The organism is Bradyrhizobium sp. 14AA, assembly GCF_054185205.1.
Genome location: NZ_JAVAYM010000007.1, coordinates 60,575 through 84,316, shown reverse-complemented (window position 1 = coordinate 84,316; position 23,742 = coordinate 60,575). Strand labels below are relative to the sequence as shown.

The following is a 23,742-nucleotide window of genomic DNA, read 5'->3' as shown; positions in this document are numbered from 1 at the left end:
CGCTGTGTCCGCGACGAGGAAAGAAGGAGCGCGCCTGCGCTCGATCGGCAATTTGGATATCATCAGGCGCTTCACCTGGGAGATATCGTCGATCAACATGTATCTGGAGGAGCTGCGTCAGTTCTGGGCGCGGACGCTCGGCATCAGCGGCCCGCAATGGCTGATCCTGATGGCCATCTCCGACCTCGACAAGGACGACGGCATTCCCGTCAACGTCGTTTCCAAGCTGCTCCACGTCGATCCGTCGTTCGTCACGACGCAGTCCAAGCTGCTCGAGAAGAAGGGCCTGCTGCGCCGCCGCCCCTCGCCGACCGACGCCAGGGTGGTCCGGCTGTCCCTGACCGACAAGACGCAGAAGCATCTGGCGAGCCTCAACGAGCAGTACAAGACGATCAAGGAATTCGTCTTCCAGGAGTTCGACGAGAACGAGCTCACCGAATTCACCGGCAAGCTCGCGACGCTGAAGACCCGGCTCGAGAAGGCCTGCGTCCGCCTGACCCTCGACTTCTGACGCGAAGCGCCGTCGCTATTCTTTGAGCATGACCTTTTCGGAAAACCGCTTCACACTTTTCCGGGTCATGCTCTAGATCCTGCCGGCGGTGCCGAGGCGCGATTCCAGCCAGTCGAAGATGTATTCGTTGGCGAGACTCGGATTGTCCGCATGGGCCTGGGCCGCGCCGGTCTCGGCCGCGGTGAACACCTTCAGCATGACATCCGAACTGCCGAGCCGGGATTTCTGCACGATCTGACGGGCCCGATCGGCCTTGAGCCAGCCGTCCTCGCCGAGCGTGATCAGCACCGGACAGTCGGCGCTGGACGCCATCAGCGGCGCGTGCGGCACCGGGACGATGCTGACGTCACTCATCGCGAATCGGCTGGCGAAGAACGCCCGCTCGTGCAGGTCCCACAGGCCGCCGTCGCAGACGGCAGCAGCAAACCGCGGCTCCTGCAACACCGCGCGCGCCACGAAGGACGAGCCCCAGCCGTCGGCGACGATCGCGACGCGCTCGAAATCGACGTCGCTGCGCGTCTCCAGATAATCCATGACGCTGGGGATCGCGCTCTCGAGATCACGGCGCCGCAACAGCGCATCGAGAAAGTCGTCGCGCTGGTCGCCGAACAGGTCGAGCGCCAGCATCGAAAATCCGCGCTCGCGCGCATGCGGCGCGAGCTTGAACAGGAATTCCTCCTTGCGGTGGCCGGGCTCGCCGATGCAGATCACGACCGGCGCCCGCCCGCCTCCCGCCAGCGCGGGCAGGAAGTAGCCCTGCAGGGAATGCTCGTCGAGCCAGGGGATCGTCACGACCTCGCCGGCCGGGCGACGGGCCGTGAGATAGCGGCGGGCGCATTCCTGCATTGCGAGCACCGCGACCCAGCGACGCTCGTCGGCCTGGTCGAGCGGCATTGCCGCCGCACCGTAGTAGTTCAGCGCACGCAGCCAGTTGCGCTGCGCGGTCGCCATGTGGCCCTCTGCGAACGCGGCCTCGGCGCGGTGCCGGTTGGCTTGCGCCAGCTTCTTCCATTCGCGATGCCAGGACTGGTCTTCGCCGATCTTCAGCTGCCGCGCGATCATCAGGCATTCCGCGATCGTGGCGCCGCCTTCCTGGGCCGCGGTGAGCAGCCGGGTGAATTCAGCGGAGATGTCCTCTCGCTCCGGGCAAAGGATCAAGTCGTCGGAGAGGCATGCGGGCATCATCGGAGCTACGCTCTATCATCGCGTTACCCCTGATTGACTAAACTATTTTGGTTCCTTGACCAAGCCGCCGTTCAGTCAAATGAGACCCGTTCAAGATCACCATCGCTTGAACGATGGACCATGTCGCATGCGTGACATTCCAATTCGTCATGAGGCGGAGAGATGTTGGCAAGAGGTGGCACGCATAATCACCTGCGCACCTCTTGCCATGACGAGCATCATACCTATATCGGCCCGCGCTTGTTGACGATCTCAACCAAGCCGCCAGCCGACCTCCTGCGTAAAACTTTCGTAGAAGGCGCGGTCGTAGGCCTGCTCGGGCGTGGCGCGCACGCGCTCGTCGAGTCGCCTTGCGTCCTCGCCGACGAGAATCCGCCAGCGCTCCGCCTTGACCCCGTCGAGGATGATCTTGGCGGCCTGTGCCGCCGTCGTCGGCGCATCCTCGAGGAAGCTGCGGGCGCGCTCGGCGAACACCGCCTGGATATCCTCGTCCGACATCTTGTCGGCATCCGGCACGCCGGCCGCGACCATCCGCTTGCGGGTCAGCGCGACCTCGTCGGCATTGAGTCGCTCGGAGCCGTCGGCGCTCTGCACCTTGCGCGAATTGGAGACGATCGAGGTGCCGATGTGACCGGGCATCACCACCGAGCATTTGACGTGCGGCGCGTGCAGGCGGAGGTCGTTGATCAGCGCTTCGGTAAATCCCTTCACCGCGAACTTGGCCGAGCTGTAGGCGGTGTGCGCCTGGCCCATGCCGATCGAGGCCCAGAAGCCGTTGACGCTCGCGGTGTTGACGATGTGGGCCTCGTCCGCCGCCACCAGCATCGGCAGGAAGGTGCGCACGCCGAGATAGACGCCGCCCCAGCAGATGTTGAAGGTGCGCTCCCACTGCTCGCGCGTGTTGGTGAACAGGCTGCCGCCGCCACCGATGCCGGCGTTGTTGAACAGCAGATGGATCCGGTCCGTCTTCTGCTGCTCGGCGAGCCCATCGCGAAAACGCTTGAGATGATCCTCGATCGAAACGTCGGCGACGTGCGTCGTGACGCGCAGCCCCTGCGGCAGCTTCTCGACCTCGCAGAGCCGCTTGGTCTCGGCCATCGCGGCTTCCGAAACGTCGCACATCGCGACATTGCAGCCCTCGGCCACCAGCTGCCGCGCGAGCTCTCGGCCCATTCCCGTGCCGCCACCAGTGATGACCGCGATCTTTCCTGCAAAATCCTTCATGGGACTTCGGTCCCTCCCCTTGTCGGTGTGTTTCTTTGTGGCTGCGCCGCTCATCGAGGGCGCACGCAAAATGTAGCAGCGCCGCATCCGCAGGTAAAAGTGGATCGGCGCTGCAATGGTCGACTTGTAATTTCGGCGCGCGGACTATTCGGCCGCTGGAGCTGCGGCAGGGCCATCGCCCATGGCAATTTGCGCAACCGGAGCGCACGCCTCGTCCTTCGAGACGACCGCTTCGCGGCCCCTCAGGATGAGGCTAAGCAGCATCGGCGCTCGCTCAAAAGACTGCCGCGCACTCCGCCCTCATCCTGAGGGCCCGCCAACGGCGGGCGTCTCGAAGGATGGCCACAGGGACATCGCTTCCAGATGCAACTGCCCTTCCAACTGCGGGGAGCCTGGAGTTGGCGCGGTGCGCCAACATCCCCGGAATCATCCCCCCCGGTTCCCCGTAATTGCCCGGCTTCGGGTTAGGGGCAATTTTTTTACAATCCGAATCGTTAAATGGACTCCGGACGCTGGGTCGAGTCGGCCAGGCCAGCGTGTTGTTTGTGTCACAGGCTCTGGCACTCCGCTTGCATCCTCTTCGTGGTCTGAAACTACCGATGAGGTGACAGGAATGTTCGTGACCGTCGTTGCCGTGCTCTGCCGGCTGAGCGCAGCCAGCTCAGGCAGTTGCATCGAGGAAATCGTGACCGACAGCAATATGACGCCCGAAATGTCGATGATGCAGTGTGCGATCGGCGCACAGGCACCCTTGGCAAAATGGATGGGCGAGCATCCGATCTATCACGCCAATTGGCGCCTGGATCGGTACAAATGCGTGCCCGGCCATTACGAGATCAAGGGCCACGCCTAAGGCCCCGCAAAACTACTGATACGAGGAAACGCCCGGGGGCCGCATTGTCCCTCCGCGCGGGCACCGCCAGCGCCAGCCCCATCGAGGCGGCGCACACTGTGACAACGGTCACACCTTCCACCTCAAGCCACCATGCGCATGATGAGCGCACGCGCCTTGCGCCCTTCCGGCGTCGGCATCAGCGCGTAGTTGTGCGGCTGGTCACGCCACAGTTGCAGCTCGACGGACACGCCTGCCATCCTCGCCCGCTCCGCAAGATCGACGCTGTCAGGGTAAAGCAGGTCGCGCGTGCCCGAGAAGATCGTCATCGGCGCGAGGCCGCGGAAGGCGCCGTTGAGCGGGCTGACGAAGGGATGGCCGACATCGAGCGCGCCGGCATAGAGCCGCCCCGCCTCGATGATCCCCGGAATGTCCTGGATCGGATCGCGCGCCGCGAGCGCCACCTGCTCCGGACGACTGACCGAGGCGTCGGCCGCCGGCGAGATCAGCACCATCCGGTTCGGCTGCCGATGGCCGCGATCGCGCAGCCATTGGCAGGCGGCGAGCGCGAGGCTGGCTCCGGCTGAATTGCCGACCACCGTGACCTCAGCCGACCCTGCATCCTCCAGCAGCATCCGCAGCAGCTCGGCCGTGGCCGGCACAATGTCCTTCGCGGTCGCGCGCGGCGCCAGCGGATAGATCGGCACGACGCACACGACGCGCGCCTTGCGCGTCATCCGGCCAACGAAGCGCCAATGCGCCGGCACGATCTCGTTGATGAAGCCGCCGCCATGCAGGAACATGACGTGGTTGCAGCCTTCATGGCCCGAGGACGGCGCCGTGTAATAGACCGGCCAGCCTCCCATCTTCGTCAAGGTGACCTCGACGCCGCGGCCAAGCCCGGTCGGCTCAAACGATGCGGGCTCCCGTGCGAGCTTTTGCACATGCGCCTGCACGGACTCGGCCGACGCCAGCTGTTGCTTGAACGGCAACATACTCAGCAGCGCATTGAAGCAGCGGCTCTGCAAGCTCGGCGCGGGATCGCGTGAAGCCGCGGCCCGCGCGGAATTGCCTTCGCCGCACATCCGCCCGATCGACGGGATTTTTGCTACGCTCATGCCCGTGCCCTCGCCTGCTATCTCGGTCGGCGCACAATTGCCTCTGTCCCAACGGACACCGAGCGCCTATAATGCGAGCATTCGCTCGCTTTTCCTACTCGCATTCGAAAGCGCAAGGCCATGGCGCGAAAGCCGCTGACAAAACCCCGTAAAAATGCCTCGCAGGCGCGATCGCGCGCCACCATCGACGCGCTGATCGAGGCGACCGCTCGCATTCTGGTCCGCGAAGGATTTGAGAAGGCCAGCACCAACCGCATCGCCGAGATCGCCGGCGTCAGCGTCGGCTCGCTCTACCAGTATTTTCCGAGCAAGGAGGCGCTCGTCGCCGCCGTGATCGATCGTCACAACGAGGAGATCATGGGGATCGTCCGCGCCGCGCTCGTTGAAGTCGCCGACCTGCCGATCGAGACGGCGGTGCGCAAGCTCGTCACCGTCGCCATCGAAGCCCACCGCATCAACCCGAAACTGCATCGCGTGCTCGCCGAGCAGATCCCGCGCAGCGGCCAGCTTAGGGATGTCGAAGCCTTCAACCGCGAGGTCCACGCCCTCGTCCGCACCTATCTCGAAAGCCGCCGCGACGAGATGCGCAAGATCGATCCGGGGCTAGCGACGTTCATCTGCGTGAGCACGATCGAGGCGGTCGCGCACAACACGGTGCTGAACCACGCGGAGATGCTGTCGGAGAAGATGGTGAGGACGCTGGTGGGCGAGACGACAAGGATGGTGGTGGGGTATTTGAGGTAGGCGGAACGATGCCCGAAACCTGGACACGCTTGCTAAACCGCGAGAATGGTTGCGCTTCATAGCGCGCGGAGAAGCCAACCCCGCTCCGGTGGTCGCGCTTCGAAATCCTGCGACGCAACGCACTGAAGCAGCTGCCTGCAAGCGGTTTTGGGCCGGTGCAACCTGCCTTTATGAGCAGAACGGGAGGGGGCGTCGATTCCTTGGCAGACAAGGCACCCGACCGGCTTATGGGAAAATATGCACGTCCACAAAATGGGAAAAACCTTAGGGGGCGCACTGATTGAGTATACCGATAAGCTTCGGCTTGCCGCTCCCAATGCTCATTCCCTCGAACCCGAGGAATATAGGTGCCTGATACGTGGACTGAATCGCCACACCAACATTCTCCCCCTTTCGAAGGGCGACTATTTCCTTTTGTGATAGGCTGTATGCGACATTGAACAGCCCGTTTTGAATCCGCTTGGAATCAGGATTCAATGGATACACTTGCCCATCGATCAAAAGAGAATGGGCGGCCATATTCATTAGTTCAGTATCCCTGCGAAGAGCATCGAAGATAGCAAGCAAGACTGCTCGGCGTTTTTCGCAGTAGAGGATGAACTTATTTATTCCAGATTCCTCGGTTGTTCGCTGTCCTTTGAGATAAAGTTGTCCGTCCGTACTTTCAACCGTCCAGACAGGTCGAGTCCGCCCGTTATTGACGACGTTCAGCCGTTCCAAAGTCGCTTTGTCGATTTCATGCATCCCGTCAGGGCTCGCGGCGGCGCCCAACGTGAATAAATCTGGATCAACATCCATTGAGCGTATGTATTCTACTGACAGGGCGGAGACGACTTGAGCAGTTCCTTCAATACGCTCATCGGCTCGCATCGACTTGAATTGGTGAACGCCGTATCGGGACCCCTGCTTAAAATACCTAAATTGACCGCCCAAATAGGCGTATGCGCACGCGCTATAACAGCCGCCCTCATCAATATCGAAGCGTTTTGGAGAGAATGATGATTTCCGACCGATATCGGTAGAAAATCCATGCTTTCGGAACAGGCGACCGAGTTCTATTCCCGCAACTAGGCTTCCGCCGCGTGAATTCAGGTAGACAACAGACCGGTCGGGAATACGATTTTGCGTTACATACTGCTCAAACCGCTGGGGTGCATCGGGATCGATGTCTCCGTCCAAAAAGACGAACCACTGATTGCCCGCTATCTCAATGGGTAACTCAGGCGGAATTCCCTTTACGGTCATGTTCGATTGCGCATCCGCTGAACCTGACTGAAAAGCCAATACCAATAGAAGAGCGAGCGCGTAAATCTTTCGCCGCACCATGGCTTTCACAAGCTTCGCCATCGATTCAATTCCTGCATCAAACGGCACAAAGTAGCGTGAGACCACAAGCCGTCGCTATATCTTTGGTAGAAGCAATCAGCGGCCGGCCTGACCCGCCGCAAACTCCATCCAAGCTCCGACCACCGCGTGGGTATTTGAGGTAGGTGGACGCTGCATCTTTGGCCATGCGACTACTTATTCCGACAAGACGTCTATAGTTTTTCCATCAATTGAGGCCAGTCTCGCCAAGCTTCTTCGACCAATAGCGCTCAAAGTTCATCACAACCTTCCCCAAAATGCCCGCAAAGGTAGCACGAGGGCCGCTAACATTACAAAATTGCGATCAACGTCTCGCGGGCGGAGAACTGTGCGTGATGGACAAACGCTGCCTCACCAAAGACGAAGCCGACGCCCTATTGCGACTGCAAAACGCTGGAGGCATTCGATCTCTGGCGCGCCATGGGGAATTATCCTCGGCGCAATCGCCGCGAAGCCGTCGACCGCTAGGCGGTCGCCAACAACGCGATGCTGAACAAAGCCAAGATGCTGTCGGAAAAGACGGCGCGGACGCTCGTGAAGGAGACGAAGCGGATGGTGGTGGGCATCTGAGATAGCAGGTCCAATGCCTGGGCTCGGACGCCACCTGCGAGCCTCGCGGACAGGTCGCTCATCCCACACGCCGGCATGATGGCATCATACTCCTGTTTTGCCCGACGCGTCAAATCGATTCGGAAAAACATCAATCCATCAATGCTATCGCTACTGTGCATGGGGTTGTTTCGGCACTTTTTAGTTTGCTGGGAACGGCAAAATGCTGCGGCGTCGCCTTGCGCAAAGCAGCGATCCTAGCTAATGGAACGTCGTTCGGAGCGTGGCGCAGCCCGGTTAGCGCACTAGTCTGGGAGACTAGGGGTCGGAGGTTCAAATCCTCTCGCTCCGACCATTATTCTCAAATCATCTGCCGGATGGATTGACCGTCGTGTGGGATCCTGCTCGCCGGTCCCCGGAACCGGCGGCGATCCCAGCGAAAAGCCGCCCTACCCGTCCTTCAGCGCCTGGTCCAGCATCTCCCGGCAGGCGACGAGGTCGGCGAGCGCCCGGCCGAGGCGCTCCCGGTCGATGGCGCTGGGGCCGGCGGGCGCGGCCGCAGTGCCGCCCTTGCGGAAGGTGGTGAGGATGTCCTCGTCGTCGACCTCGGTGAAGCGGAAGTCGATGCCTTCCTCCTCATCCCCCTGGTAGTCGTCATCGTCGGCATCGGTGACGCCCTTGATCGGCGCTTCCTCGTCCGGCTCCATCAGGCTCGCGCCGATGGCGTCCTCGATGGCGCCGAAGGAGACCGCGGCCGCGCCGTCGGCGAGGCCCTGCACCGATTTGACGCCGTGCTCCTTCAGGATCCGCTGCACCCCGCGGATGGTGTAGCCCTCCCCGTAGAGCAGGCGGCGGATGCCCTTGAGCAGGTCGACGTCGTCGGGGCGGTAATAGCGGCGGCCGCCGCTGCGCTTCATCGGCTTGATCTGGGAGAACCGGGTCTCCCAGAACCGCAGCACGTGCTGCGGAATGTCGAGTTCCTGCGCTACTTCGCTGATGGTTCGGAACGCATCCGGCGCCTTGTCCAAATGCAAATCCTTTCCGAAGGGCGGTTACGCCTCGGGTTGAGCCTTGCTGGCATCGCCATTGGCGCGGTGCTGGCCGTTGATGCGCTGCTTCAGGATCGCCGACGGCTTGAACACCATGACGCGCCGCGGCGAGATCGGCACCTCGGTGCCGGTCTTCGGGTTGCGGCCGATGCGCTGACCCTTCTTGCGGACCATGAAGGACCCGAACGAGGACAGCTTCACCGTCTCGCCCTTTTCCAGGCAGTCGGTGATCTCCTTCAGCACGAGTTCCACGAAGGCAGACGATTCCGTCCGCGACAGCCCCACCTTCTGGTAGACGGCTTCGCAGAGATCGACACGCGTTACGGTTTTACTTTGATCGGTCATCGCCCTGCCCCACATCACGGCGAACAATTGTTGTCTGAAATTATGAGGTTACGATACAGCGGTCAACAGCGCTCATCAATGCAGACGCATCGATAATCGCGGCTGATTCCGGCAAAATTTTATCGACTGTGGCGCTACCAGCGCACCAGAGCCGAGCCCCAGGTGAAGCCGCCGCCCATCGCTTCCAGCAGAACCATGTCGCCGCGCTTGATGCGGCCGTCCTTGCGCGCCACCGACAAAGCCAGCGGAATCGAGGCGGCTGAGGTGTTGCCGTGACGGTCCACCGTCAGCACCACCTTCTCCGGCGCGATGTGCAGCTTGTGCGCGGAGGCGTCGATGATTCGCTTGTTGGCCTGGTGCGGCACGAACCAGTCGATGCTGTCGGCATCGAGCCCGGTCGCCTGGAAGGCGTCGACGATCACGTCGGTGATCATGCCGACCGCGTGCTTGAAGACCTCGCGGCCCTCCATGCGCAGATGGCCGACGGTCTGGGTCGAGGACGGCCCGCCGTCGACGAACAGCTTTGCCTTGTGGCGGCCGTCGGAGCGCAGATGCGTGGTCACGATGCCGCGGTCGGTTGCGGCATTGCCCGGCTGCTCCTGCGCCTCCAGCACCACCGCGCCGGCGCCGTCGCCGAACAGAACGCAGGTGCCGCGGTCGTTCCAGTCGAGGATGCGCGAGAAGGTCTCCGCGCCAATCACCAGCGCGCGCTTGAAGGCGCCGGTGCGCAGGAAATTGTCGGCGGTGGCGAGCGCGAACACGAAGCCCGAGCACACGGCCTGGAGGTCGAACGCCGCGCCATGGTTGATGCCGAGCCCGTGCTGCACGGCAACCGCCGTCGCGGGAAAGGTGTTGTCGGGCGTCGAGGTCGCCAGCACGATCAGGTCGATCGACTGCGCGTCCACGCCGGCGTCACTGAGCGCGGCCTGCGCCGCCCTGATCGCCAGATGCGAGGTGAACTCGCCCTCGGCCGCGATGTGCCGCTCGCGAATGCCGGTGCGCTGCACGATCCACTCGTCGGAGGTGTCGATGCGCGCCGCCAATTGGGCGTTGGTCACCACCTGCTCCGGCAGATACGAGCCGCAGCCGAGCACGACCGAACGAATTTGAGTCACGAAACAGCCTCCTGCGCGGTCTGCACGGAACTAAGTGCACCACCCTCGCGGTTGAGCATCTGATTGATCTTGTTCAGGAGATCGTAGTGAGCCATCTCATAGCCAACATCGATCGCAGAGGCAAAGCCTTCGGCGCTGATTCCGCCATGGCTCTTGACCACCAGTCCGCGGAGCCCGAGGAACACGCCCCCGTTGGACTTATTCGGGTCCATCTTGTTGCGCAACGCCTGAAAGGCGTCGCGCGCGAAGAGATAACCGAGCTTGGACAGCCAGCTCCGCTGCATTCCTTCCCGAAGCAATTCCGCCATCTGCCGCGCGGTTCCCTCGGCGGCCTTGAGGGCGATATTGCCGCTGTAACCTTCGGTCACGATGACGTCGGCGAGACCCTTGCCGATGCCGTCGCCCTCGACGAAACCGATATAGTCGAGTTCCGGCAGGTTCCTCGCGCGCAGGATTTCACCGGCCTCGCGGATCTCCTCGTGCCCCTTGATCTCCTCGACGCCGATATTGAGCAGCCCGACCGTGGGGCGCTGCTTGTCGAACAGCACGCTGGCCATCGCTGCGCCCATGACTGCGAGCGACACCAGATGGTGCGCGTCGCCGCCGATGGTGGCGCCGAGGTCGAGCACGACGGATTCGCCGCGCTTGGTCGGCCATACCCCGGTGATTGCGGGACGGTCGATGCCCGGCAGCGTGCGCAGGTGGAAGCGCGACATCGCCATCAGCGCGCCGGTATTGCCTGCGGAAACCGCGACATCCGCCTCGCCCTTCTTCACCGCATCGATGGCAAGCCACATCGAGGAGGTCTTGCGGCCGCGCCGCAGAGCCTGGCTCGGCTTGTCATGCATGCTGACGGCGACGTCGGTATGGACGATCCGCGATGCGGCCTTGAGTGCGGGGTGCTGCTCGAGCTCGGGCTCGATCTTGGCGCGGTCCCCGACCAGCAGGAACTCGGTGTCGCGATGCCTGCCAAGCGAGATGGCGGCGCCTGGAATGACCACGGCGGCGCCGTCGTCGCCCCCCATGGCGTCAAGCGCGATGCGAACCTTGCTTGGCATAAAAGTCCTGGAAACCTGGTCTGGTGCGGTCTTGAACGAAGCGGGGCCGCAAATGGGTTCGCCATGGATATGGCGACCCGGCCAAGCGCCACGCCGCACCCGAACCGGGGCGCGACAATAGCGTTTTGTGCCCCCGAAACAACCTCTTGCCCCCAGCCTTTTGCATTCGGGGCGATCCGGCGACGGGCCGGCAGATTCGCAGGAAATACATGGAAATCAAATAGATAAATCAGGCTTTCAAACCATCCCCGCAAACGCCTCACCCCCGTAGCAAAGCGGTCCTACGGGGAAGCGGCGGCTATTGGCCTTTCTTCTTGTCCTGCAGCGCCTTCAGTGCCGCGAAGGGATGGTCCTCCGGATCGGGGGCGGTGACCTCCGCCTCGAATACGACCCCCTGCTTGCGGGGATAGGGATCGATCGCCAGGAACAGGGCGTCGGTGGCGAGGCGGCCGAGGTCGATGATGCCGTTGACGATCGGCTCCGGCGGGTCGGCGACCTCCGGCGGCTCCTTGTCGTCCCGCCCCTCCTCGATCAGGTCGGCCAGCCGCCGTGCCTCGGCCTCGGGGGCGAATGTCAGGTCCACCTCCTCCTCGATATCGCTCTCGATCGGATCGAGCGTGACCACGCAGGTCTGGCCGATCAGGGCGCGGACGTGCCCCGTGACCTGGATCCGGCCGCCGCTTTTCGGCACGACCTCGAAATCTGCGCTGGCAGAGAGGACCTCCCGCAGGCCTGCGACCGCGGCAATGGCCTGCCGCTCGGCGGCCGAGGCCTCGAGCTTGCGGTGCAGCCCGGTATCGGGGATCTGCGCGACAATGACGGGCGCCCGCCAGGGATCGGGCTCGGATCCGGTCGTCGGTCGGCTCATGGTGTGACATCCTCAGGGAGCGCCGGGGGAAATTTGAAGGCCGCGCGCAGCAGCGCGGCCTCGTCGGTCCGGCCGAGATCGGCTTCCGTGGCCCGGGCATAGACCGCGAGCCGCTGCGCCTGGTCCAGGCCGGTCCCATTCAAGATATTCTTGCAGATCGCCGATGCCAGCGCCTCGCCGCCGCCCTCCATGGCCTGGTCATAGGCCTGGACGCGGCCATAAAAGGCCTCGCCGAATGCCCGCATCCGCTTCGGCACGGTCTGGTCGCCCACCCCCATCTCGCGCAGATTGTCGTCCATGTCCTCACAGAAGCGGTCGAACAGCGCCTGCGACAGCGCGGTGGCGCCTCCAGTGTCGCCCTGGACCGTGCGCAGGCGGCGCAGCAGCAGCCAGAGATGCAGCAGCAACAGGTCGAAACGCCCGTTAACCGTATCAGGCACGCCCAAGTCGCGGTAAAATATGGGTTCTCGCGCCTGCGTCACGATCATGCCATAGATGGCTTCAATGGTGCCCGACGGGGCTAGTCGGGGTTTCCTGAAGTGATTGAACGGCCAAAGCATTGTGGTTTCCGCAAGCGGGCGCGCGTGTGTTGCATTCAGAGCCTCCGCCCGGTACTTCAGCGCCTCGCGCGACGCAAGGGGACGGAATCAGTTCCGCTATGACGATAACGAACCAGACCAGCCTGCGCGCAGACAAGCGGCGCGGCATTCATGCACGCTGGCGCGGCCTGCGCATGCTCGCGGCCGTCACGCTGGTCGGCGCGGCGCTTGCGGGCTGCAGCGGCGAACAATTCCAGAAGGGTTACATCCTGCCGCCCGGCGCGCTGGAGCAGATTCCGATCGGCGCGAGCCAGGACCAGGTGCTGATCGTGATGGGCACGCCCTCGACGGTCGCGACCCTCGACGGTGAAGTGTTCTACTACATCTCGCAGCGCTCCGAGCGCATGGTCGCCTTCATGAACCAGAAGGTGGTCGACCAGCGCGTGATCGCGATCTATTTCGACAAGAACCGGCGCGTTCGCCGGCTTGCGAATTACGGCCTCCAGGACGGCAAGATCTTCGACTTCATCAGCCGCACCACGGCGACGTCGGGCCAGGAGATGAGCTACCTCGCACCGCTGTTCAAGCTGCTCAGCTTTAACTGAGCCTTCATCCTGCGGCGTCCTGCCGCTGTCCACGCGGCCCTTGCGGTCGCGTGCGGCTTGCCGTTGCGCGCCGGGTTCCATACGCTCCCCTGCAAAGCAAGAAACAGGGAGTGGATTCGTGCCCGATAAATTTCTGTCCCGCCGTCGCGTGCTCACCGGTGCTGCCGGCCTCTCGGCCGCGGCGATCCTGCCGCGATCGAGCCTGGCGGACTGGAAGCCCACCGAAAATGTCCGCCTTGTCGTCCCGGCTGCGGCCGGCGGCTCGACCGACGTGATGGGCCGGCTCCTCGCCGCGCATCTGCAAACCGCCTGGGGCCAGTCGGCCGTCGTGGAAAACCGCTCCGGCGGCGGCGGCACGATCGGCACGGCCGAAGTGGTCCGTGCCAAGCCGGACGGACACACCATCCTGATCGGCAACCCCGGGCCGAACGCGATCGCCTACAGCATCTTCAAGAACCTGACCTACAAGCCGGACCAGCTCCAGCCGGTCTCCAACATGATCCGGATCCCGAACATCGTCTCGGCGCATCCGAAAACCGGCATCAAATCGGTCGCCGAGCTGATCGCTTACCTCAAGGCCAATCCGGACAAGCTCAGCTACGCTTCCTCCGGCGTCGGACAGAGCCCCCACCTCACCGGCGCCTGGTTTCTCCAGCTCACCGGGCTGAAGATGACGCACATCCCGTTCCGCGGCGCCGGACCCGCGCTCCAGGCCGCGCTCGCCGGCGACATCCAGATCCTGTTCGACAACCTCTATCCAAGCCTGCCGCAGGTGCAGAACGGCACCCTCACCGGCCTCTGCGTCACCACGCCCGAGCGCAGCGACCTCGCGCCGAACCTGCCGACCATGCGCGAGAGCGCGCCCGAGCTGGCGGGTTTCGACGTGTCGTCCTGGTTCGCCGTGTTCCTGCCGAAAGGCGCCCCCGCCCCGGTCCTCGAGGCGCTCAATCTCCAGGTCAAGGCGATGCTCGAGCGCGACGACATCAAGAAGAACATCGCCGCCATGGGCGCCCGCGCCGACTACGGCACCCCGCAGCAGTTCGCGGACTTCGTGGACGCCGAGACGAAGAAATTCGCCGGCATCATCCAGAAGGAAGGCTTGCAGATGGATGTGCAGTAGCTCGCTCGGTTGTGGCGCGCCCGATGGCTTGACCGCACGTATCGACCGAACAAGCGTACAACGTCGCTCCCAATCGGCTCGACGGGGCCTGCCTGCTCATTGTCTCGATCAGCCGGCTCTCCGGCACGACCGTGTTGCCGACGGCGCGAGACTCGCATGGGCAGGCCCAAATGTCTCTTGACTTAGAGTGCGCTCGAACTCGTAGTTTCCGCGCGTCGTGATGAGAGACAGGCATGAAGATCGGCGAACTCGCGAAGCGTTCCGGACTGACTGCCCATACGATCCGCTATTACGAGCGGATCGGACTGATGCCTTACGCCGAGCGGGATCGATCCAGCCAACGTGACTACGATGCCTCGATCCTTGTGTGGATCGAGTTTCTCGGCCGCCTGAAGACGACTGGTATGCCGATCCGGGACATACTGCTTTACGCGGAACTCCGGGAGCGAGGCAGCGGTACCGAGGCCGAGCGGCGCGCGCTGCTGGAGCGGCACCGCGAAAGCGTGCGTGCCCACGTCGACGAACTGAATGCCTGTCTTCTCGTCCTCGACACCAAGATCGGCGGTTATGCCGAAACGGAACAGAGGATGAAGGATTATGATGCAACACTTCCCGAACGCCGGCGAAAGCCGGTTGGAGCGCGGTCGCCGCGCGCTCGCTGAGATCGACGGAGAGGCCGGCCATAAGGTCGTGGCGGCGCTTGGTGATATCGCCCCAGACTTCGCCACCTATATATTCGAGTTTCCATTTGGCGACATCTACTCACGGCCCGGGCTCGACGTCCGTTCGCGCGAAATCGCAACGATCGCAGCGCTCGCAGCCATGGGGAACGCCACACCTCAGCTCAAGGTGCATATCGAGGCAGGTCTGAATGTCGGGCTCGGCCGAGAGGAGATTATCGAGATCCTCATGCAGATGGCCGTCTATGCCGGCTTCCCGGCAGCCCTCAACGGCCTGTTCGCAGCGAAGGAGGTATTTGCGCAAAGAGCCGAGGACGGATCGGAGCCGAAAGCCTGAGGCTCGACCGTCGAACCCTGTCTTGTCGTGCAGCCGGACCGCGCTGCCCCTGACAAATAACCCCGCGGCTTTCGCCGCGGGGTTATCTCTTTCACCTCATCGCCGCTCAGTGCGCCAGGATCGCCAGCAGCAACAAGGCCACGATGTTGGTGATCTTGATCATCGGATTCACCGCGGGACCCGCCGTGTCCTTGTAGGGATCGCCGACGGTGTCGCCGGTCACCGCCGACTTGTGGGCATCGGAGCCCTTGCCGCCGAAATGACCGTCCTCGATGTACTTCTTGGCGTTGTCCCAGGCGCCGCCGCCCGAGGTCATCGAGATCGCGACGAACAGGCCCGTCACGATCACGCCGAGCAGCATCGCGCCTACGGCCGAGAACGCCGCCGACTTGCCGGCCGCGCCGCCGCCCGCGATCGCGTAGATCAGGAAGTAGACGACGATCGGCGACAGCACCGGCAGCAGCGAGGGGATGATCATCTCCTTGATCGCCGCCTTGGTCAGCAGGTCGACCGCCTTGCCGTAATCCGGCTTGTCGGTGCCCTGCATGATGCCCGGCTTCTCGCGGAACTGCCGGCGCACCTCCTCGACGATCGCGCTGGCCGCACGGCCCACCGCCGTCATGCCCATCGCGCCGAACAAATACGGCAGCAGGCCGCCGAACAGCAGCCCGACCACCACATACGGGTTGTTGAGCGAGAAGTCCGGATTGACGCCGGCGAAGTAGGTGTGGCGCGCGGAGTCCGCAACGAAGAATTTGAGGTCCTGGTTGTAGGCCGCGAACAGCACGAGGGCACCGAGACCGGCGGAGCCGATCGCGTAGCCCTTGGTGACCGCCTTGGTGGTGTTGCCGACCGCGTCGAGTGCGTCGGTCGACTTGCGCACCTCCTTCGGCAGGCCCGCCATCTCGGCGATGCCACCGGCGTTGTCGGTGACGGGGCCGAAGGCGTCGAGCGCGACGACCATGCCGGCGAGCGCCAGCATGGTGGCGGTCGCGATCGCGATGCCGAACAGGCCGGCGAGGCTGTAGGTGACCAGGATGCCGGCGATGATCACGATCGCGGGCAGCGCGGTCGCTTCCATCGAGACGGCAAGGCCCTGGATCACGTTGGTGCCGTGGCCGGTCACCGAGGCCTGGGCGATCGACTTCACCGGACGGTAGTCGGTGCCGGTGTAGTATTCGGTGATCCAGATGATCAGCGCGGTGACGACGAGGCCGACGACGCCGCACTCGAACAGCGCCATGCCGGTGAATTCGACGCCGTCGAGCTTGCCGAAACCGATCAGGCTGTAGATCACCCCGGCGATGCCGATCAGAGACAGGATGCCGGTCGCAATGAGGCCCTTGTAGAGCGCGCCCATGATCGACTGGCTCGGCCCGAGCTTCACGAAGAAGGTGCCGATGATCGAGGTGATGATGCAGATGCCGCCGATCGCGAGCGGCAGCGTCATCATGTTGGCGAGGATCGGCGTCTTGGCGAAAAAGATCGCCGCCAGGACCATGGTGGCGACCGCGGTCACCGCATAGGTCTCGAACAGGTCGGCGGCCATGCCGGCGCAATCGCCCACGTTATCGCCGACGTTGTCGGCGATGGTGGCCGGGTTACGCGGATCGTCCTCGGGAATGCCGGCCTCGACCTTGCCGACGAGGTCGCCGCCGACGTCCGCACCCTTGGTGAAGATGCCGCCGCCGAGACGGGCGAAGATCGAGATCAGCGAGGCGCCGAAGCCGAGCGCCACCATGGCGTCGACCACGGTGCGACTATCGGGTGCGAGCTTCAGCGAATGGACCAGGAAGCCGAAGTACAGTGTCACGCCGAGCAGCGCGAGACCTGCCACCAGCATGCCTGTGATCGCCCCCGCCTTGAAGGCGAGCTCGAGGCCCCCGGCCAGCGACGTCGTCGCAGCCTGGGCGGTACGCACATTGGCGCGGACCGAGACGTTCATGCCGATGAAGCCGGCGGCCCCCGACAGAATGGCGCCGATCAAAAAGCCGATGGCGACGTAGAGACCAAGGAAGTAGGCAAGCAGGAAGAAGATGACGATACCGACGATACCGATCGTCGTGTATTGACGCCGCAAGTAAGCCTGTGCGCCTTCGCGCACCGCTCCCGCGATCTCCTGCATGCGCGGCGACCCCGCATCCGCGCTCAACACCGAAGACGTCGCCCAAATCGCGTAGACGACGGAAAGCACTCCGCAGAGCACTATCAACCATAATGCTGTCATGTGATTTTTTGCCTCAGATCCTTGATGTACCCCGGGCGCCTTTTATTGTCCGTCGTGCGGTAGCGCCTTGATTTTGAACAAGGCCGTCCCTCTTTTCGAAGGGGCGGCCCTAGTCGGTCACAAGCTTGCCAAAATCAAATTGAGGGTGCAACGCCGGATAGGGCCGAAAAAGCCGATCTCGGCAGGTATTTGCGGCCAGTCCGGAGAGTTCGACCGCCGGTTTGGAGCAATTCCTAAAGCGCGATGAGATAGGGATGAATCGTCATCGCGCTTTAGGTTGTTGTTTGAGCATGATCTTTTCGGAAAACCGCTTCACACTTTTCCGGATCATGCTCTAGAAGTGGCTGTAAGACAGCCGCTTCAAGACCAGTTCCTGGCCCTGCCCATCCAGGAAGCGGGGCCGCTCATGACCGGCGAGAATCGTCCCGATCGCCGTGACGGCAAGACCGGCCGCCCGCCCGGCGGCAATCAGCGCATCGCTTTGCGCCGGCGAAGCGGTGCACAGCACCTCGTAATCGTCGCCTCCGGCAAGCAGCGTCTCGACACCAACGGAGTTGCGCGCAACCAGGCCGGCGGCAGCAGCCGACAGCGGCACGCTCGCCACGTCGACCATGGCCGAGACGCCAGACGCGGCGCAGAGCTTTGTCAGATCGCCGGCGAGACCGTCGGAGACATCCATCGCGGCCGTCGCGTGGTCGCGGACCGCCTGCGCCAGCAGGTTGCGCGGCTGCGGCACGCGATAGCGTGAAACCAGCAACTCCCGCGCCTGTTGATCGGAGGCGAGCGCCCCCGCCGCCGCCCCGCCGGTGAGCACGTCGAGGCCGAGCGCGGCATCGCCGATCGTCCCCGTCACCAGGATGCGGTCGCCCGGCCTTGCGCCGGTGCGCCCGACCATCCGTCCCTTGGGCACGCGGCCGAAGGCCGTGATCGAGATCATCTGCGGCCCCGGCGTCGACACCGTATCGCCGCCGAGCAGCGGGCATGCGAAGGTTGTGGCATCCTCGCCAAGCGCATCCGCGAATGGCCGAAGCCAGGCATCCTCCTTGCTGCGCAGCGCCAGCGTCAGCACGAAGCCGGCCGGCGTCGCGCCCTTGGCAGCAAGATCGGACAGGTTCACACGCAACGCCTTGCGCGCAATGGTGTCGGGTGGATCAGAGGCAAGATAATGCACGCCCTCGACAACGGCATCGGTGGTGACGACGATGTCGTCGCCGGATGAGGACAGGATCGCGGCATCATCGACCAGCCCGAACGCACCGGGATCGGTCGCCAACGGCTTGAAATAGCGCGCGATGAGGGAGTCTTCGGCGGAGGGATTTTTCGGGTTTGCCATCGGCGTCAGCCACATCCACCGCTGTCATCGCCCGGCCAGTGCGCAATTGCGCACTAGGACCGGGCGATCCAGTATTCCAGAGACGGTCGTGTGAAATCGATGGGCCGCGGCGTACTGGATGCCCCGCCTTCGCGGGGCATGACTGCGGAGAATGGGGCAGCCACATCGCATCACTTCACCGCCCTCGCGGATGCCTACCCCCGCCCGAACTCATCGCCGCGAAACTGGCGGCCGATCTGGTCGAGCACGGCGTTGACCATGCCGGTCTCCTCGCGGTCGACGAACGCATTTGCGACATCGACATATTCGGAAATGACGACGCGGCCCGGGACGTCCTTGCGATGCTCCAGTTCGTAGGCCCCGGCCCGCAGCACCGCGCGCAGGATCGCCTCGATCCGCTTCAACGGCCAGCCCTTGGACAGTGCCTCGTCGATCAGCGGATCGAGCTTCTTCTGGTCGCGCACGACGCCCGAGACAACGTCGCGAAAGAAGGCAGCTTCCGCCGGCAGATACGTGTCGCCCTCGACTTCGTTGCCGAGCCAGTGGCTTTCGAACTCCGCAAAAATGTCGTTGATGCCGGCACCCGCGATGTCCATCTGGTAGAGCGCCTGCACAGCCGCGAGCCGCGCCGCACCGCGACGGTTCGCTTTCTTCTCCGCAGAAGCTGCCGGTTTCTTGGTGTCAGCCATGGCTCAGGCCCGCGCCAGACGGCGTTTGATGCGCAGCATCGCAAGCGCGGCGCGCGCTGCATCGCCGCCCTTGTTGAGCTCGCTGGCGCGCGCCCGCGCCCAGGCCTGGTCCTCATTGTTGACGGTGAGAATGCCGTTGCCGAGCGGCAGCTTGCGCGCAACCGCAAGGTCCATCAGCGCGCGCGAGGATTCCTGCGAGACGACCTCGAAATGAATGGTGTCGCCGCGGATGACACAGCCGAGCGCGATCACCGCGTCATAGGGTTTTCCGTTCGCGGCCGCCGCATCAACGGCGATGGCCACCGCCGCCGGAATTTCCAGCGCACCGGGAACCGTGATGACGTCATGGGTCAGCCCGGCCGCCTTCAATTCGGTCACCGCGCCGTCCAGAAGCGCGTCCTGGAGATCGTCATAGAACCGCGCCTCGACAATCAGCGCGCGTGCGCCGGAAATGTCGGTCTGGTCCTTCAGGGGTGCGCGCCGCGCGTCTGCCATCGTCTCAATCCGTTCTACTGGGGTCGGCGCGTTATGTAGTCGCCGCAGGCGGATAAGCCAAGTTTTAAACCGTCATTTCCGTCAGCCGCGCCGCATAGCGGGCCATCAGATCGACCTCGATATTGACCTCGGCGTCGGCCTTCCAGCCGCCGATGGTCGTGACATCAAGCGTATGCGGGATGATCAGCACCGAAAAGGTCACGTCCTTCACCGTATTGACCGTCAGCGAGACGCCGTCGAGCGTGATCGAGCCCTTGGTGGCGATGAAGCGCGCCAGCTCCCGCGTGGTCGAGAGCTCGAACCGCGCCATGCCGGGCAGGTCCTCGCGGCTGACCAGGGTCGCAATGCCGTCGGCATGACCGGCGACGATATGGCCGCCGAGCTCATCGCCGATCTTGAGGGCGCGCTCGAGGTTGAGCCGCGTGCCCACCTTCCAGTGCTTTGCGGTCGTCAGCGCCAGCGTCTCGGCGGCGGCATCGACGTCGAACCAAGTACTTTGCTTAGAGCCTTTGCCGCCTGCGACGCCCGAAGCGACCACCGTGAGGCAGACACCATTGCATGCGATCGAGGCGCCGTCGGCAATGGTGGTCTGGTCATAGCTGCAGGCGATGCGCAGCCGGTGCAGCTGGCCCTGCGCCGTCGGCGTGAAGCTGACGATCTCGCCGATATCGGTGACAATCCCGGTGAACATTACGCGCGCTCGTAGATGGTGAGAGTATCGTGCTCGAATGTCTCGCTAGCATGAACCTTGTAGGCCTGCGACTGCGTGATTTTCGACAGGGGCAATGCATCGAGCGCATCGACGCCGTCAGCCCCCACCGCTTCCGCGCCGCGGAACAGCCAGATCTCGTCGACGAGGTCGGCCGCGACGAACGATGCCGCAACGCGGCTGCCGCCCTCGACCATCAGGCGGGTGATGCCCTTCTCGGCCAGCGCATGCAGCACGGCCGGTAAATCGAGCCCGGAGGCACTCCCGGGCGGGGTACGGATCACCTGCACGCCGGCCGCACCGAGCCGCGTGGCGGCCGCAGCCTCGGCGAGCTCAGACCCCACCACCCAGAGCGGCGTCTCGCGCGCGGAGCCCATGAGCCGGCTCGAGGCCGGAAGACGCAGGCTCTGATCGAGCACCACGCGCACCGGCGAGCGCGCTGCCATGCCCGGCAGGCGGCAGGTGAGCAGCGGATCGTCCGCCAGCACCGTGCCGATGCCGACCAGGATGGCATCGCTCTGCGCGCGCAACAGATGCACGCGGTTGCGCGCGGCCTCGCCGGTGATCGCGAGCGGCTTGCCGCCGGCTGCGCCAATCTTGCCGTCAGGCGAGACCGCGAGCTTCAGGATCACATGCGGACGGTGATCGCGGATGCGGCGAAAATGACCGGCGTGATCGAAGGCGGCCTCTGCCGCGCACAGGCCCACATCGACCGTGATGCCGGCGGCGCGCAAGCGCGCATGGCCCTGGCCCGCAACTTCGGGATTGGGATCCTCGATTGCCGCCACCACCCGCTTGATGCCCGCGGCGATCACCGCATCGGCGCAAGGCGGCGATTTGCCGAAATGCGAGCACGGCTCCAGCGTGACATAGAGCGTGGCCCCGCGTGCCGCCTCGCCGGCCCGCCGCAAGGCTTCGGGCTCGCCATGCGGCCGTCCACCTGCTTGCGTCCAGCCACGGCCGACGATCACACCGTCCTTGACGATCACGGCGCCGACAGCCGGATTGGGCCAGGTGCGTCCCTGCCCGCGCTTGCCCAACGCCAGTGCCAACTGCATGAAGCGGCGATCGGCGTCCTTGGACTCGCGGATCCTCGCGGCGAACTGATCTTCCAGGATACGGAAGATCATTTGCGGATCGCGGCGAGCCGCGCTTCCTCCTCACCGGAGAGCTCGCCGAGCACGTCGGCGAAATCCTTGGCCTCGCGGAAATTGCGATAGACCGAGGCAAAGCGCACATAGGCAACGTCGTCGAGCGTGCGCAGATGCTCCATCACGGTCTCGCCGATCACCTCGGAGGAGATCTCGGCCTCGCCCCCGGTCTCGAGCTCGCGCACGATGGTGGAGACCATCTTCTCGACCCGCTCGGGCTCGACCGGCCGCTTGCGCAGGCTGATCGACACCGAACGCATCAGCTTGTCGCGGTCGAACGGCACGCGGCGGCCGTTGCGCTTGATCACCGTGAGCTCGCGCAGCTGCACGCGCTCGAAGGTGGTGAAGCGGAAATTGCAGGCGACGCACACGCGCCGCCTGCGGATCACGGAAGAGTCCTCGGTCGGACGCGAGTCCTTTACCTGCGTATCGAGACTGTTGCAGTTCGGACAGCGCATCCGCTTGGCCCAGCCTTACTGATAGATCGGGAACCGGTCGGTGAGCGCCTTGACCCGTTCCTTGATCGCGGCTTCCACCAGCGGCGCCTTGCCGTCGGAGGACTGCGCGATCGCGTTGAGGACCTCGGCGATCATGCCGCCGACCTGCTGGAATTCCGCGACGCCGAAGCCGCGCGTGGTCGCAGCCGGCGTGCCCAGACGAATACCGGAGGTGACAAACGGCGACTCGGGGTCGAAGGGAATGCCGTTCTTGTTGCAGGTGATGGCGGCGCGAACCAGCGCCTTCTCCGAGGCGTTGCCCTTCAGGCCCTTCGGCCTGAGGTCGACCAGCATCAGATGGTTATCGGTGCCGCCGGAGACGATGTCGAAGCCGTGGCTCTTCATTGCCTCGGCCAGCGCCTTGGCGTTCTCGACGACGTTCTTCGCGTAGACCTTGAAGTCCGGACGCAGCGCTTCGCCGAAGGCGACCGCCTTCGCCGCGATCACATGCATCAGGGGGCCGCCCTGCAGCCCCGGGAAGATCGCCGAATTGAACTTCTTGGTCAGCGCCTCGTCATTCCACAGCATCAGGCCGCCGCGCGGACCGCGCAGCGACTTGTGCGTCGTTGTGGTGGTGATGTGGGCATAGGGCACGGGCGAAGCATGCACGCCGCCGGCAACGAGGCCCGCGAAGTGTGCCATGTCGACCAGGAGATACGCGCCGACGCTATCGGCGATCTCGCGGAAGCGCTTGAAGTCCCAGGCGCGCGAATAGGCCGAGCCGCCGGCGACGATCAGCTTCGGCTTGACCTCCTCGGCCTGCTTGGCGACCGCGTCCATGTCGATGATCTGGTCCTCGCGGCGCACGGTGTAGTGCGCGGCCTTGAACCACTTGCCGCTCATGTTGACGGGCGAGCCGTGGGTGAGATGGCCGCCGGCCGCAAGATCAAGACCCATGAAGGTGTCGCCGGGCTGGAGCAGCGCCAAAAACACCGCCTGGTTCATCTGGCTGCCCGAGTTCGGCTGCACGTTGGCGAAGCTCGCGCCGAACAGCTTCTTGGCGCGATCGATCGCAAGGTTCTCGGCGACGTCGACCCACTCACAACCGCCATAGTACCGCGCGCCCGGATAACCCTCCGCGTATTTGTTGGTCATCACCGAACCCTGCGCTTCCAGCACGGCCCGGCTGACGATGTTCTCGGAGGCGATCAGCTCGACCTCATGGCGCTGCCGGCCGAGCTCGCCCTTGATGGCGGCGGCGATTTCCGGGTCGGCCTGCTCGAGCGAGGCGGTGAAAAACGAATCGGGCGCGGAGGCGGTCTTGGCGAGGGTCATCTTGCGAATATCTCCACCGCCGCAGCCTTTTGGCGGGCTACGGGCGGTCTGGTGTGGCGATCGGAAGCGGCGAGCGCGATCTACCACATCGCCCGCCCCCGGCCAAGCATTTGCGGGTCGGG

The 23,742-nt window shown here is 64.1% G+C and carries 26 protein-coding genes and 1 tRNA gene; 8 read left to right on the top strand and 19 right to left on the bottom strand.

Annotated features, from left to right (window positions below):
- Positions 1–4: 4 nt before the first annotated feature.
- Positions 5–511 carry a MarR family winged helix-turn-helix transcriptional regulator gene (locus tag RAD15_RS15135; RefSeq protein WP_458178714.1) on the top strand — a complete coding sequence of 169 codons (507 nt, stop codon included), beginning with the start codon at positions 5–7 and terminating at the stop codon, positions 509–511.
- A 72-nt stretch (positions 512–583) separates the two neighbouring features.
- Here RAD15_RS15135 and RAD15_RS15130 read toward each other — a convergent pair whose 3' ends face one another.
- On the bottom strand, positions 584–1,696 hold the full coding sequence (locus RAD15_RS15130; RefSeq protein ID WP_458178712.1) for an alpha/beta hydrolase family protein: 1,113 nt from the start codon (positions 1,694–1,696) through the stop codon (positions 584–586).
- Between the two features lie 252 nt (positions 1,697–1,948).
- On the bottom strand, positions 1,949–2,920 hold the full coding sequence (locus RAD15_RS15125) for an SDR family NAD(P)-dependent oxidoreductase (protein WP_458178710.1): 972 nt from the start codon (positions 2,918–2,920) through the stop codon (positions 1,949–1,951).
- A gap of 613 nt (positions 2,921–3,533) precedes the next feature.
- Between RAD15_RS15125 and RAD15_RS15120 the strand changes: the two genes are divergently transcribed.
- Positions 3,534–3,773 carry a hypothetical protein gene (locus RAD15_RS15120; RefSeq protein ID WP_007611067.1) on the top strand — a complete coding sequence of 80 codons (240 nt, stop codon included), beginning with the start codon at positions 3,534–3,536 and terminating at the stop codon, positions 3,771–3,773.
- Positions 3,774–3,895: 122 nt separating this feature from the next.
- On the opposite strand, the gene RAD15_RS15115 is transcribed toward RAD15_RS15120, so the two are convergent.
- On the bottom strand, positions 3,896–4,870 hold the full coding sequence (locus RAD15_RS15115; RefSeq protein WP_458178708.1) for an alpha/beta fold hydrolase: 975 nt from the start codon (positions 4,868–4,870) through the stop codon (positions 3,896–3,898).
- Between the two features lie 120 nt (positions 4,871–4,990).
- On the opposite strand from RAD15_RS15115, the gene RAD15_RS15110 reads away from it, so the two are divergent.
- Complete coding sequence (locus RAD15_RS15110) at positions 4,991–5,614, top strand: TetR/AcrR family transcriptional regulator (RefSeq protein WP_458178706.1); 624 nt, start codon at positions 4,991–4,993, stop codon at positions 5,612–5,614.
- Positions 5,615–5,878: 264 nt separating this feature from the next.
- Here RAD15_RS15110 and RAD15_RS15105 read toward each other — a convergent pair whose 3' ends face one another.
- On the bottom strand, positions 5,879–6,961 hold the full coding sequence (locus tag RAD15_RS15105; RefSeq protein WP_458178704.1) for a hypothetical protein: 1,083 nt from the start codon (positions 6,959–6,961) through the stop codon (positions 5,879–5,881).
- A 482-nt stretch (positions 6,962–7,443) separates the two neighbouring features.
- Positions 7,444–7,710: a hypothetical protein gene (locus RAD15_RS15100; RefSeq protein WP_458178702.1), complete on the bottom strand. Its 267-nt coding sequence runs from the start codon at positions 7,708–7,710 to the stop codon at positions 7,444–7,446.
- Between the two features lie 95 nt (positions 7,711–7,805).
- Here RAD15_RS15100 and RAD15_RS15095 point away from each other — a divergent pair.
- Positions 7,806–7,883 (top strand) — tRNA-Pro (locus tag RAD15_RS15095).
- A 94-nt stretch (positions 7,884–7,977) separates the two neighbouring features.
- Here RAD15_RS15095 and RAD15_RS15090 read toward each other — a convergent pair.
- The 6 genes from RAD15_RS15090 to RAD15_RS15065 form a co-directional block, all read right to left on the bottom strand.
- Positions 7,978–8,556 (bottom strand): MerR family transcriptional regulator, encoded by a 579-nt coding sequence (locus RAD15_RS15090; RefSeq protein WP_458178700.1) that lies wholly within the window; start codon positions 8,554–8,556, stop codon positions 7,978–7,980.
- Between the two features lie 24 nt (positions 8,557–8,580).
- Positions 8,581–8,922, bottom strand: coding sequence for an integration host factor subunit alpha (locus tag RAD15_RS15085; protein WP_206733146.1), 342 nt, complete (start codon positions 8,920–8,922; stop codon positions 8,581–8,583).
- Between the two features lie 134 nt (positions 8,923–9,056).
- The gene (locus RAD15_RS15080; RefSeq protein WP_458178698.1) at positions 9,057–10,037 is read right to left on the bottom strand and encodes a beta-ketoacyl-ACP synthase III; all 981 of its coding nucleotides are present in this window, start codon (positions 10,035–10,037) and stop codon (positions 9,057–9,059) included.
- A complete protein-coding gene (plsX, locus tag RAD15_RS15075) occupies positions 10,034–11,095 on the bottom strand; it encodes a phosphate acyltransferase PlsX (RefSeq protein WP_458178696.1) in 1,062 nt (353 codons plus the stop codon). Before plsX ends, RAD15_RS15080 begins: the two co-directional genes overlap by 4 nt.
- Positions 11,096–11,393: 298 nt before the next feature.
- Complete coding sequence (locus RAD15_RS15070; protein WP_458178694.1) at positions 11,394–11,963, bottom strand: YceD family protein; 570 nt, start codon at positions 11,961–11,963, stop codon at positions 11,394–11,396.
- Positions 11,960–12,523: a ubiquinol-cytochrome C chaperone family protein gene (locus RAD15_RS15065; RefSeq protein ID WP_458178692.1), complete on the bottom strand. Its 564-nt coding sequence runs from the start codon at positions 12,521–12,523 to the stop codon at positions 11,960–11,962. The genes RAD15_RS15070 and RAD15_RS15065 overlap by 4 nt, the downstream gene beginning before the upstream one ends.
- A gap of 98 nt (positions 12,524–12,621) precedes the next feature.
- Between RAD15_RS15065 and RAD15_RS15060 the strand changes: the two genes are divergently transcribed.
- From RAD15_RS15060 to RAD15_RS15045, 4 genes are all read left to right on the top strand, one after another.
- The gene (locus RAD15_RS15060) at positions 12,622–13,107 is read left to right on the top strand and encodes an outer membrane protein assembly factor BamE (RefSeq protein ID WP_458178690.1); all 486 of its coding nucleotides are present in this window, start codon (positions 12,622–12,624) and stop codon (positions 13,105–13,107) included.
- Between the two features lie 118 nt (positions 13,108–13,225).
- Positions 13,226–14,227, top strand: coding sequence for a Bug family tripartite tricarboxylate transporter substrate binding protein (locus RAD15_RS15055; RefSeq protein ID WP_458178688.1), 1,002 nt, complete (start codon positions 13,226–13,228; stop codon positions 14,225–14,227).
- Between the two features lie 233 nt (positions 14,228–14,460).
- Complete coding sequence (locus tag RAD15_RS15050; RefSeq protein WP_458178686.1) at positions 14,461–14,889, top strand: MerR family transcriptional regulator; 429 nt, start codon at positions 14,461–14,463, stop codon at positions 14,887–14,889.
- Positions 14,828–15,244, top strand: a complete 417-nt coding sequence (locus tag RAD15_RS15045; RefSeq protein WP_458179117.1) for a carboxymuconolactone decarboxylase family protein — start codon at positions 14,828–14,830, stop codon at positions 15,242–15,244. Before RAD15_RS15050 ends, RAD15_RS15045 begins: the two co-directional genes overlap by 62 nt.
- 106 nt (positions 15,245–15,350) lie before the next feature.
- Here the strand turns inward: RAD15_RS15045 and RAD15_RS15040 are convergent, their stop codons facing one another.
- From RAD15_RS15040 to glyA, 8 genes are all read right to left on the bottom strand, one after another.
- Complete coding sequence (locus RAD15_RS15040) at positions 15,351–17,471, bottom strand: sodium-translocating pyrophosphatase (protein WP_458178684.1); 2,121 nt, start codon at positions 17,469–17,471, stop codon at positions 15,351–15,353.
- A 334-nt stretch (positions 17,472–17,805) separates the two neighbouring features.
- Complete coding sequence (gene thiL / locus RAD15_RS15035; protein WP_458178682.1) at positions 17,806–18,804, bottom strand: thiamine-phosphate kinase; 999 nt, start codon at positions 18,802–18,804, stop codon at positions 17,806–17,808.
- Positions 18,805–18,998: 194 nt separating this feature from the next.
- The gene (gene nusB / locus RAD15_RS15030) at positions 18,999–19,493 is read right to left on the bottom strand and encodes a transcription antitermination factor NusB (protein WP_458178680.1); all 495 of its coding nucleotides are present in this window, start codon (positions 19,491–19,493) and stop codon (positions 18,999–19,001) included.
- Positions 19,494–19,496: 3 nt separating this feature from the next.
- Positions 19,497–19,988, bottom strand: coding sequence for a 6,7-dimethyl-8-ribityllumazine synthase (ribH, locus tag RAD15_RS15025; protein WP_458178678.1), 492 nt, complete (start codon positions 19,986–19,988; stop codon positions 19,497–19,499).
- A gap of 64 nt (positions 19,989–20,052) precedes the next feature.
- Positions 20,053–20,679: a riboflavin synthase gene (locus RAD15_RS15020; RefSeq protein ID WP_458178676.1), complete on the bottom strand. Its 627-nt coding sequence runs from the start codon at positions 20,677–20,679 to the stop codon at positions 20,053–20,055.
- Complete coding sequence (gene ribD / locus RAD15_RS15015; RefSeq protein ID WP_458178674.1) at positions 20,679–21,827, bottom strand: bifunctional diaminohydroxyphosphoribosylaminopyrimidine deaminase/5-amino-6-(5-phosphoribosylamino)uracil reductase RibD; 1,149 nt, start codon at positions 21,825–21,827, stop codon at positions 20,679–20,681. Before ribD ends, RAD15_RS15020 begins: the two co-directional genes overlap by 1 nt.
- On the bottom strand, positions 21,824–22,306 hold the full coding sequence (gene nrdR / locus RAD15_RS15010) for a transcriptional regulator NrdR (protein ID WP_128951432.1): 483 nt from the start codon (positions 22,304–22,306) through the stop codon (positions 21,824–21,826). Before nrdR ends, ribD begins: the two co-directional genes overlap by 4 nt.
- Positions 22,307–22,321: 15 nt before the next feature.
- Complete coding sequence (gene glyA, locus RAD15_RS15005) at positions 22,322–23,620, bottom strand: serine hydroxymethyltransferase (RefSeq protein ID WP_458178672.1); 1,299 nt, start codon at positions 23,618–23,620, stop codon at positions 22,322–22,324.
- Positions 23,621–23,742 lie beyond the last annotated feature (122 nt).

What these genes read in the sequence shown, in the direction of transcription:
- RAD15_RS15130 (WP_458178712.1), bottom strand. Translation starts at nt 1,696, where the DNA reads ATGATGCCCGCATGCCTCTCCGACGACTTGATCCTTTGCCCGGAGCGA.
- RAD15_RS15125 (WP_458178710.1), bottom strand. Translation starts at nt 2,920, where the DNA reads ATGAAGGATTTTGCAGGAAAGATCGCGGTCATCACTGGTGGCGGCACG.
- RAD15_RS15120 (WP_007611067.1), top strand. Translation starts at nt 3,534, where the DNA reads ATGTTCGTGACCGTCGTTGCCGTGCTCTGCCGGCTGAGCGCAGCCAGC.
- RAD15_RS15115 (WP_458178708.1), bottom strand. Translation starts at nt 4,870, where the DNA reads ATGAGCGTAGCAAAAATCCCGTCGATCGGGCGGATGTGCGGCGAAGGC.
- RAD15_RS15110 (WP_458178706.1), top strand. Translation starts at nt 4,991, where the DNA reads ATGGCGCGAAAGCCGCTGACAAAACCCCGTAAAAATGCCTCGCAGGCG.
- RAD15_RS15105 (WP_458178704.1), bottom strand. Translation starts at nt 6,961, where the DNA reads ATGGCGAAGCTTGTGAAAGCCATGGTGCGGCGAAAGATTTACGCGCTC.
- RAD15_RS15100 (WP_458178702.1), bottom strand. Translation starts at nt 7,710, where the DNA reads ATGCACAGTAGCGATAGCATTGATGGATTGATGTTTTTCCGAATCGAT.
- RAD15_RS15085 (WP_206733146.1), bottom strand. Translation starts at nt 8,922, where the DNA reads ATGACCGATCAAAGTAAAACCGTAACGCGTGTCGATCTCTGCGAAGCC.
- plsX (WP_458178696.1), bottom strand. Translation starts at nt 11,095, where the DNA reads ATGCCAAGCAAGGTTCGCATCGCGCTTGACGCCATGGGGGGCGACGAC.
- RAD15_RS15070 (WP_458178694.1), bottom strand. Translation starts at nt 11,963, where the DNA reads ATGAGCCGACCGACGACCGGATCCGAGCCCGATCCCTGGCGGGCGCCC.
- RAD15_RS15065 (WP_458178692.1), bottom strand. Translation starts at nt 12,523, where the DNA reads ATGCTTTGGCCGTTCAATCACTTCAGGAAACCCCGACTAGCCCCGTCG.
- RAD15_RS15060 (WP_458178690.1), top strand. Translation starts at nt 12,622, where the DNA reads ATGACGATAACGAACCAGACCAGCCTGCGCGCAGACAAGCGGCGCGGC.
- RAD15_RS15050 (WP_458178686.1), top strand. Translation starts at nt 14,461, where the DNA reads ATGAAGATCGGCGAACTCGCGAAGCGTTCCGGACTGACTGCCCATACG.
- RAD15_RS15045 (WP_458179117.1), top strand. Translation starts at nt 14,828, where the DNA reads ATGCAACACTTCCCGAACGCCGGCGAAAGCCGGTTGGAGCGCGGTCGC.
- RAD15_RS15040 (WP_458178684.1), bottom strand. Translation starts at nt 17,471, where the DNA reads ATGACAGCATTATGGTTGATAGTGCTCTGCGGAGTGCTTTCCGTCGTC.
- thiL (WP_458178682.1), bottom strand. Translation starts at nt 18,804, where the DNA reads ATGGCAAACCCGAAAAATCCCTCCGCCGAAGACTCCCTCATCGCGCGC.
- nusB (WP_458178680.1), bottom strand. Translation starts at nt 19,493, where the DNA reads ATGGCTGACACCAAGAAACCGGCAGCTTCTGCGGAGAAGAAAGCGAAC.
- ribH (WP_458178678.1), bottom strand. Translation starts at nt 19,988, where the DNA reads ATGGCAGACGCGCGGCGCGCACCCCTGAAGGACCAGACCGACATTTCC.
- RAD15_RS15020 (WP_458178676.1), bottom strand. Translation starts at nt 20,679, where the DNA reads ATGTTCACCGGGATTGTCACCGATATCGGCGAGATCGTCAGCTTCACG.
- ribD (WP_458178674.1), bottom strand. Translation starts at nt 21,827, where the DNA reads ATGATCTTCCGTATCCTGGAAGATCAGTTCGCCGCGAGGATCCGCGAG.
- nrdR (WP_128951432.1), bottom strand. Translation starts at nt 22,306, where the DNA reads ATGCGCTGTCCGAACTGCAACAGTCTCGATACGCAGGTAAAGGACTCG.
- glyA (WP_458178672.1), bottom strand. Translation starts at nt 23,620, where the DNA reads ATGACCCTCGCCAAGACCGCCTCCGCGCCCGATTCGTTTTTCACCGCC.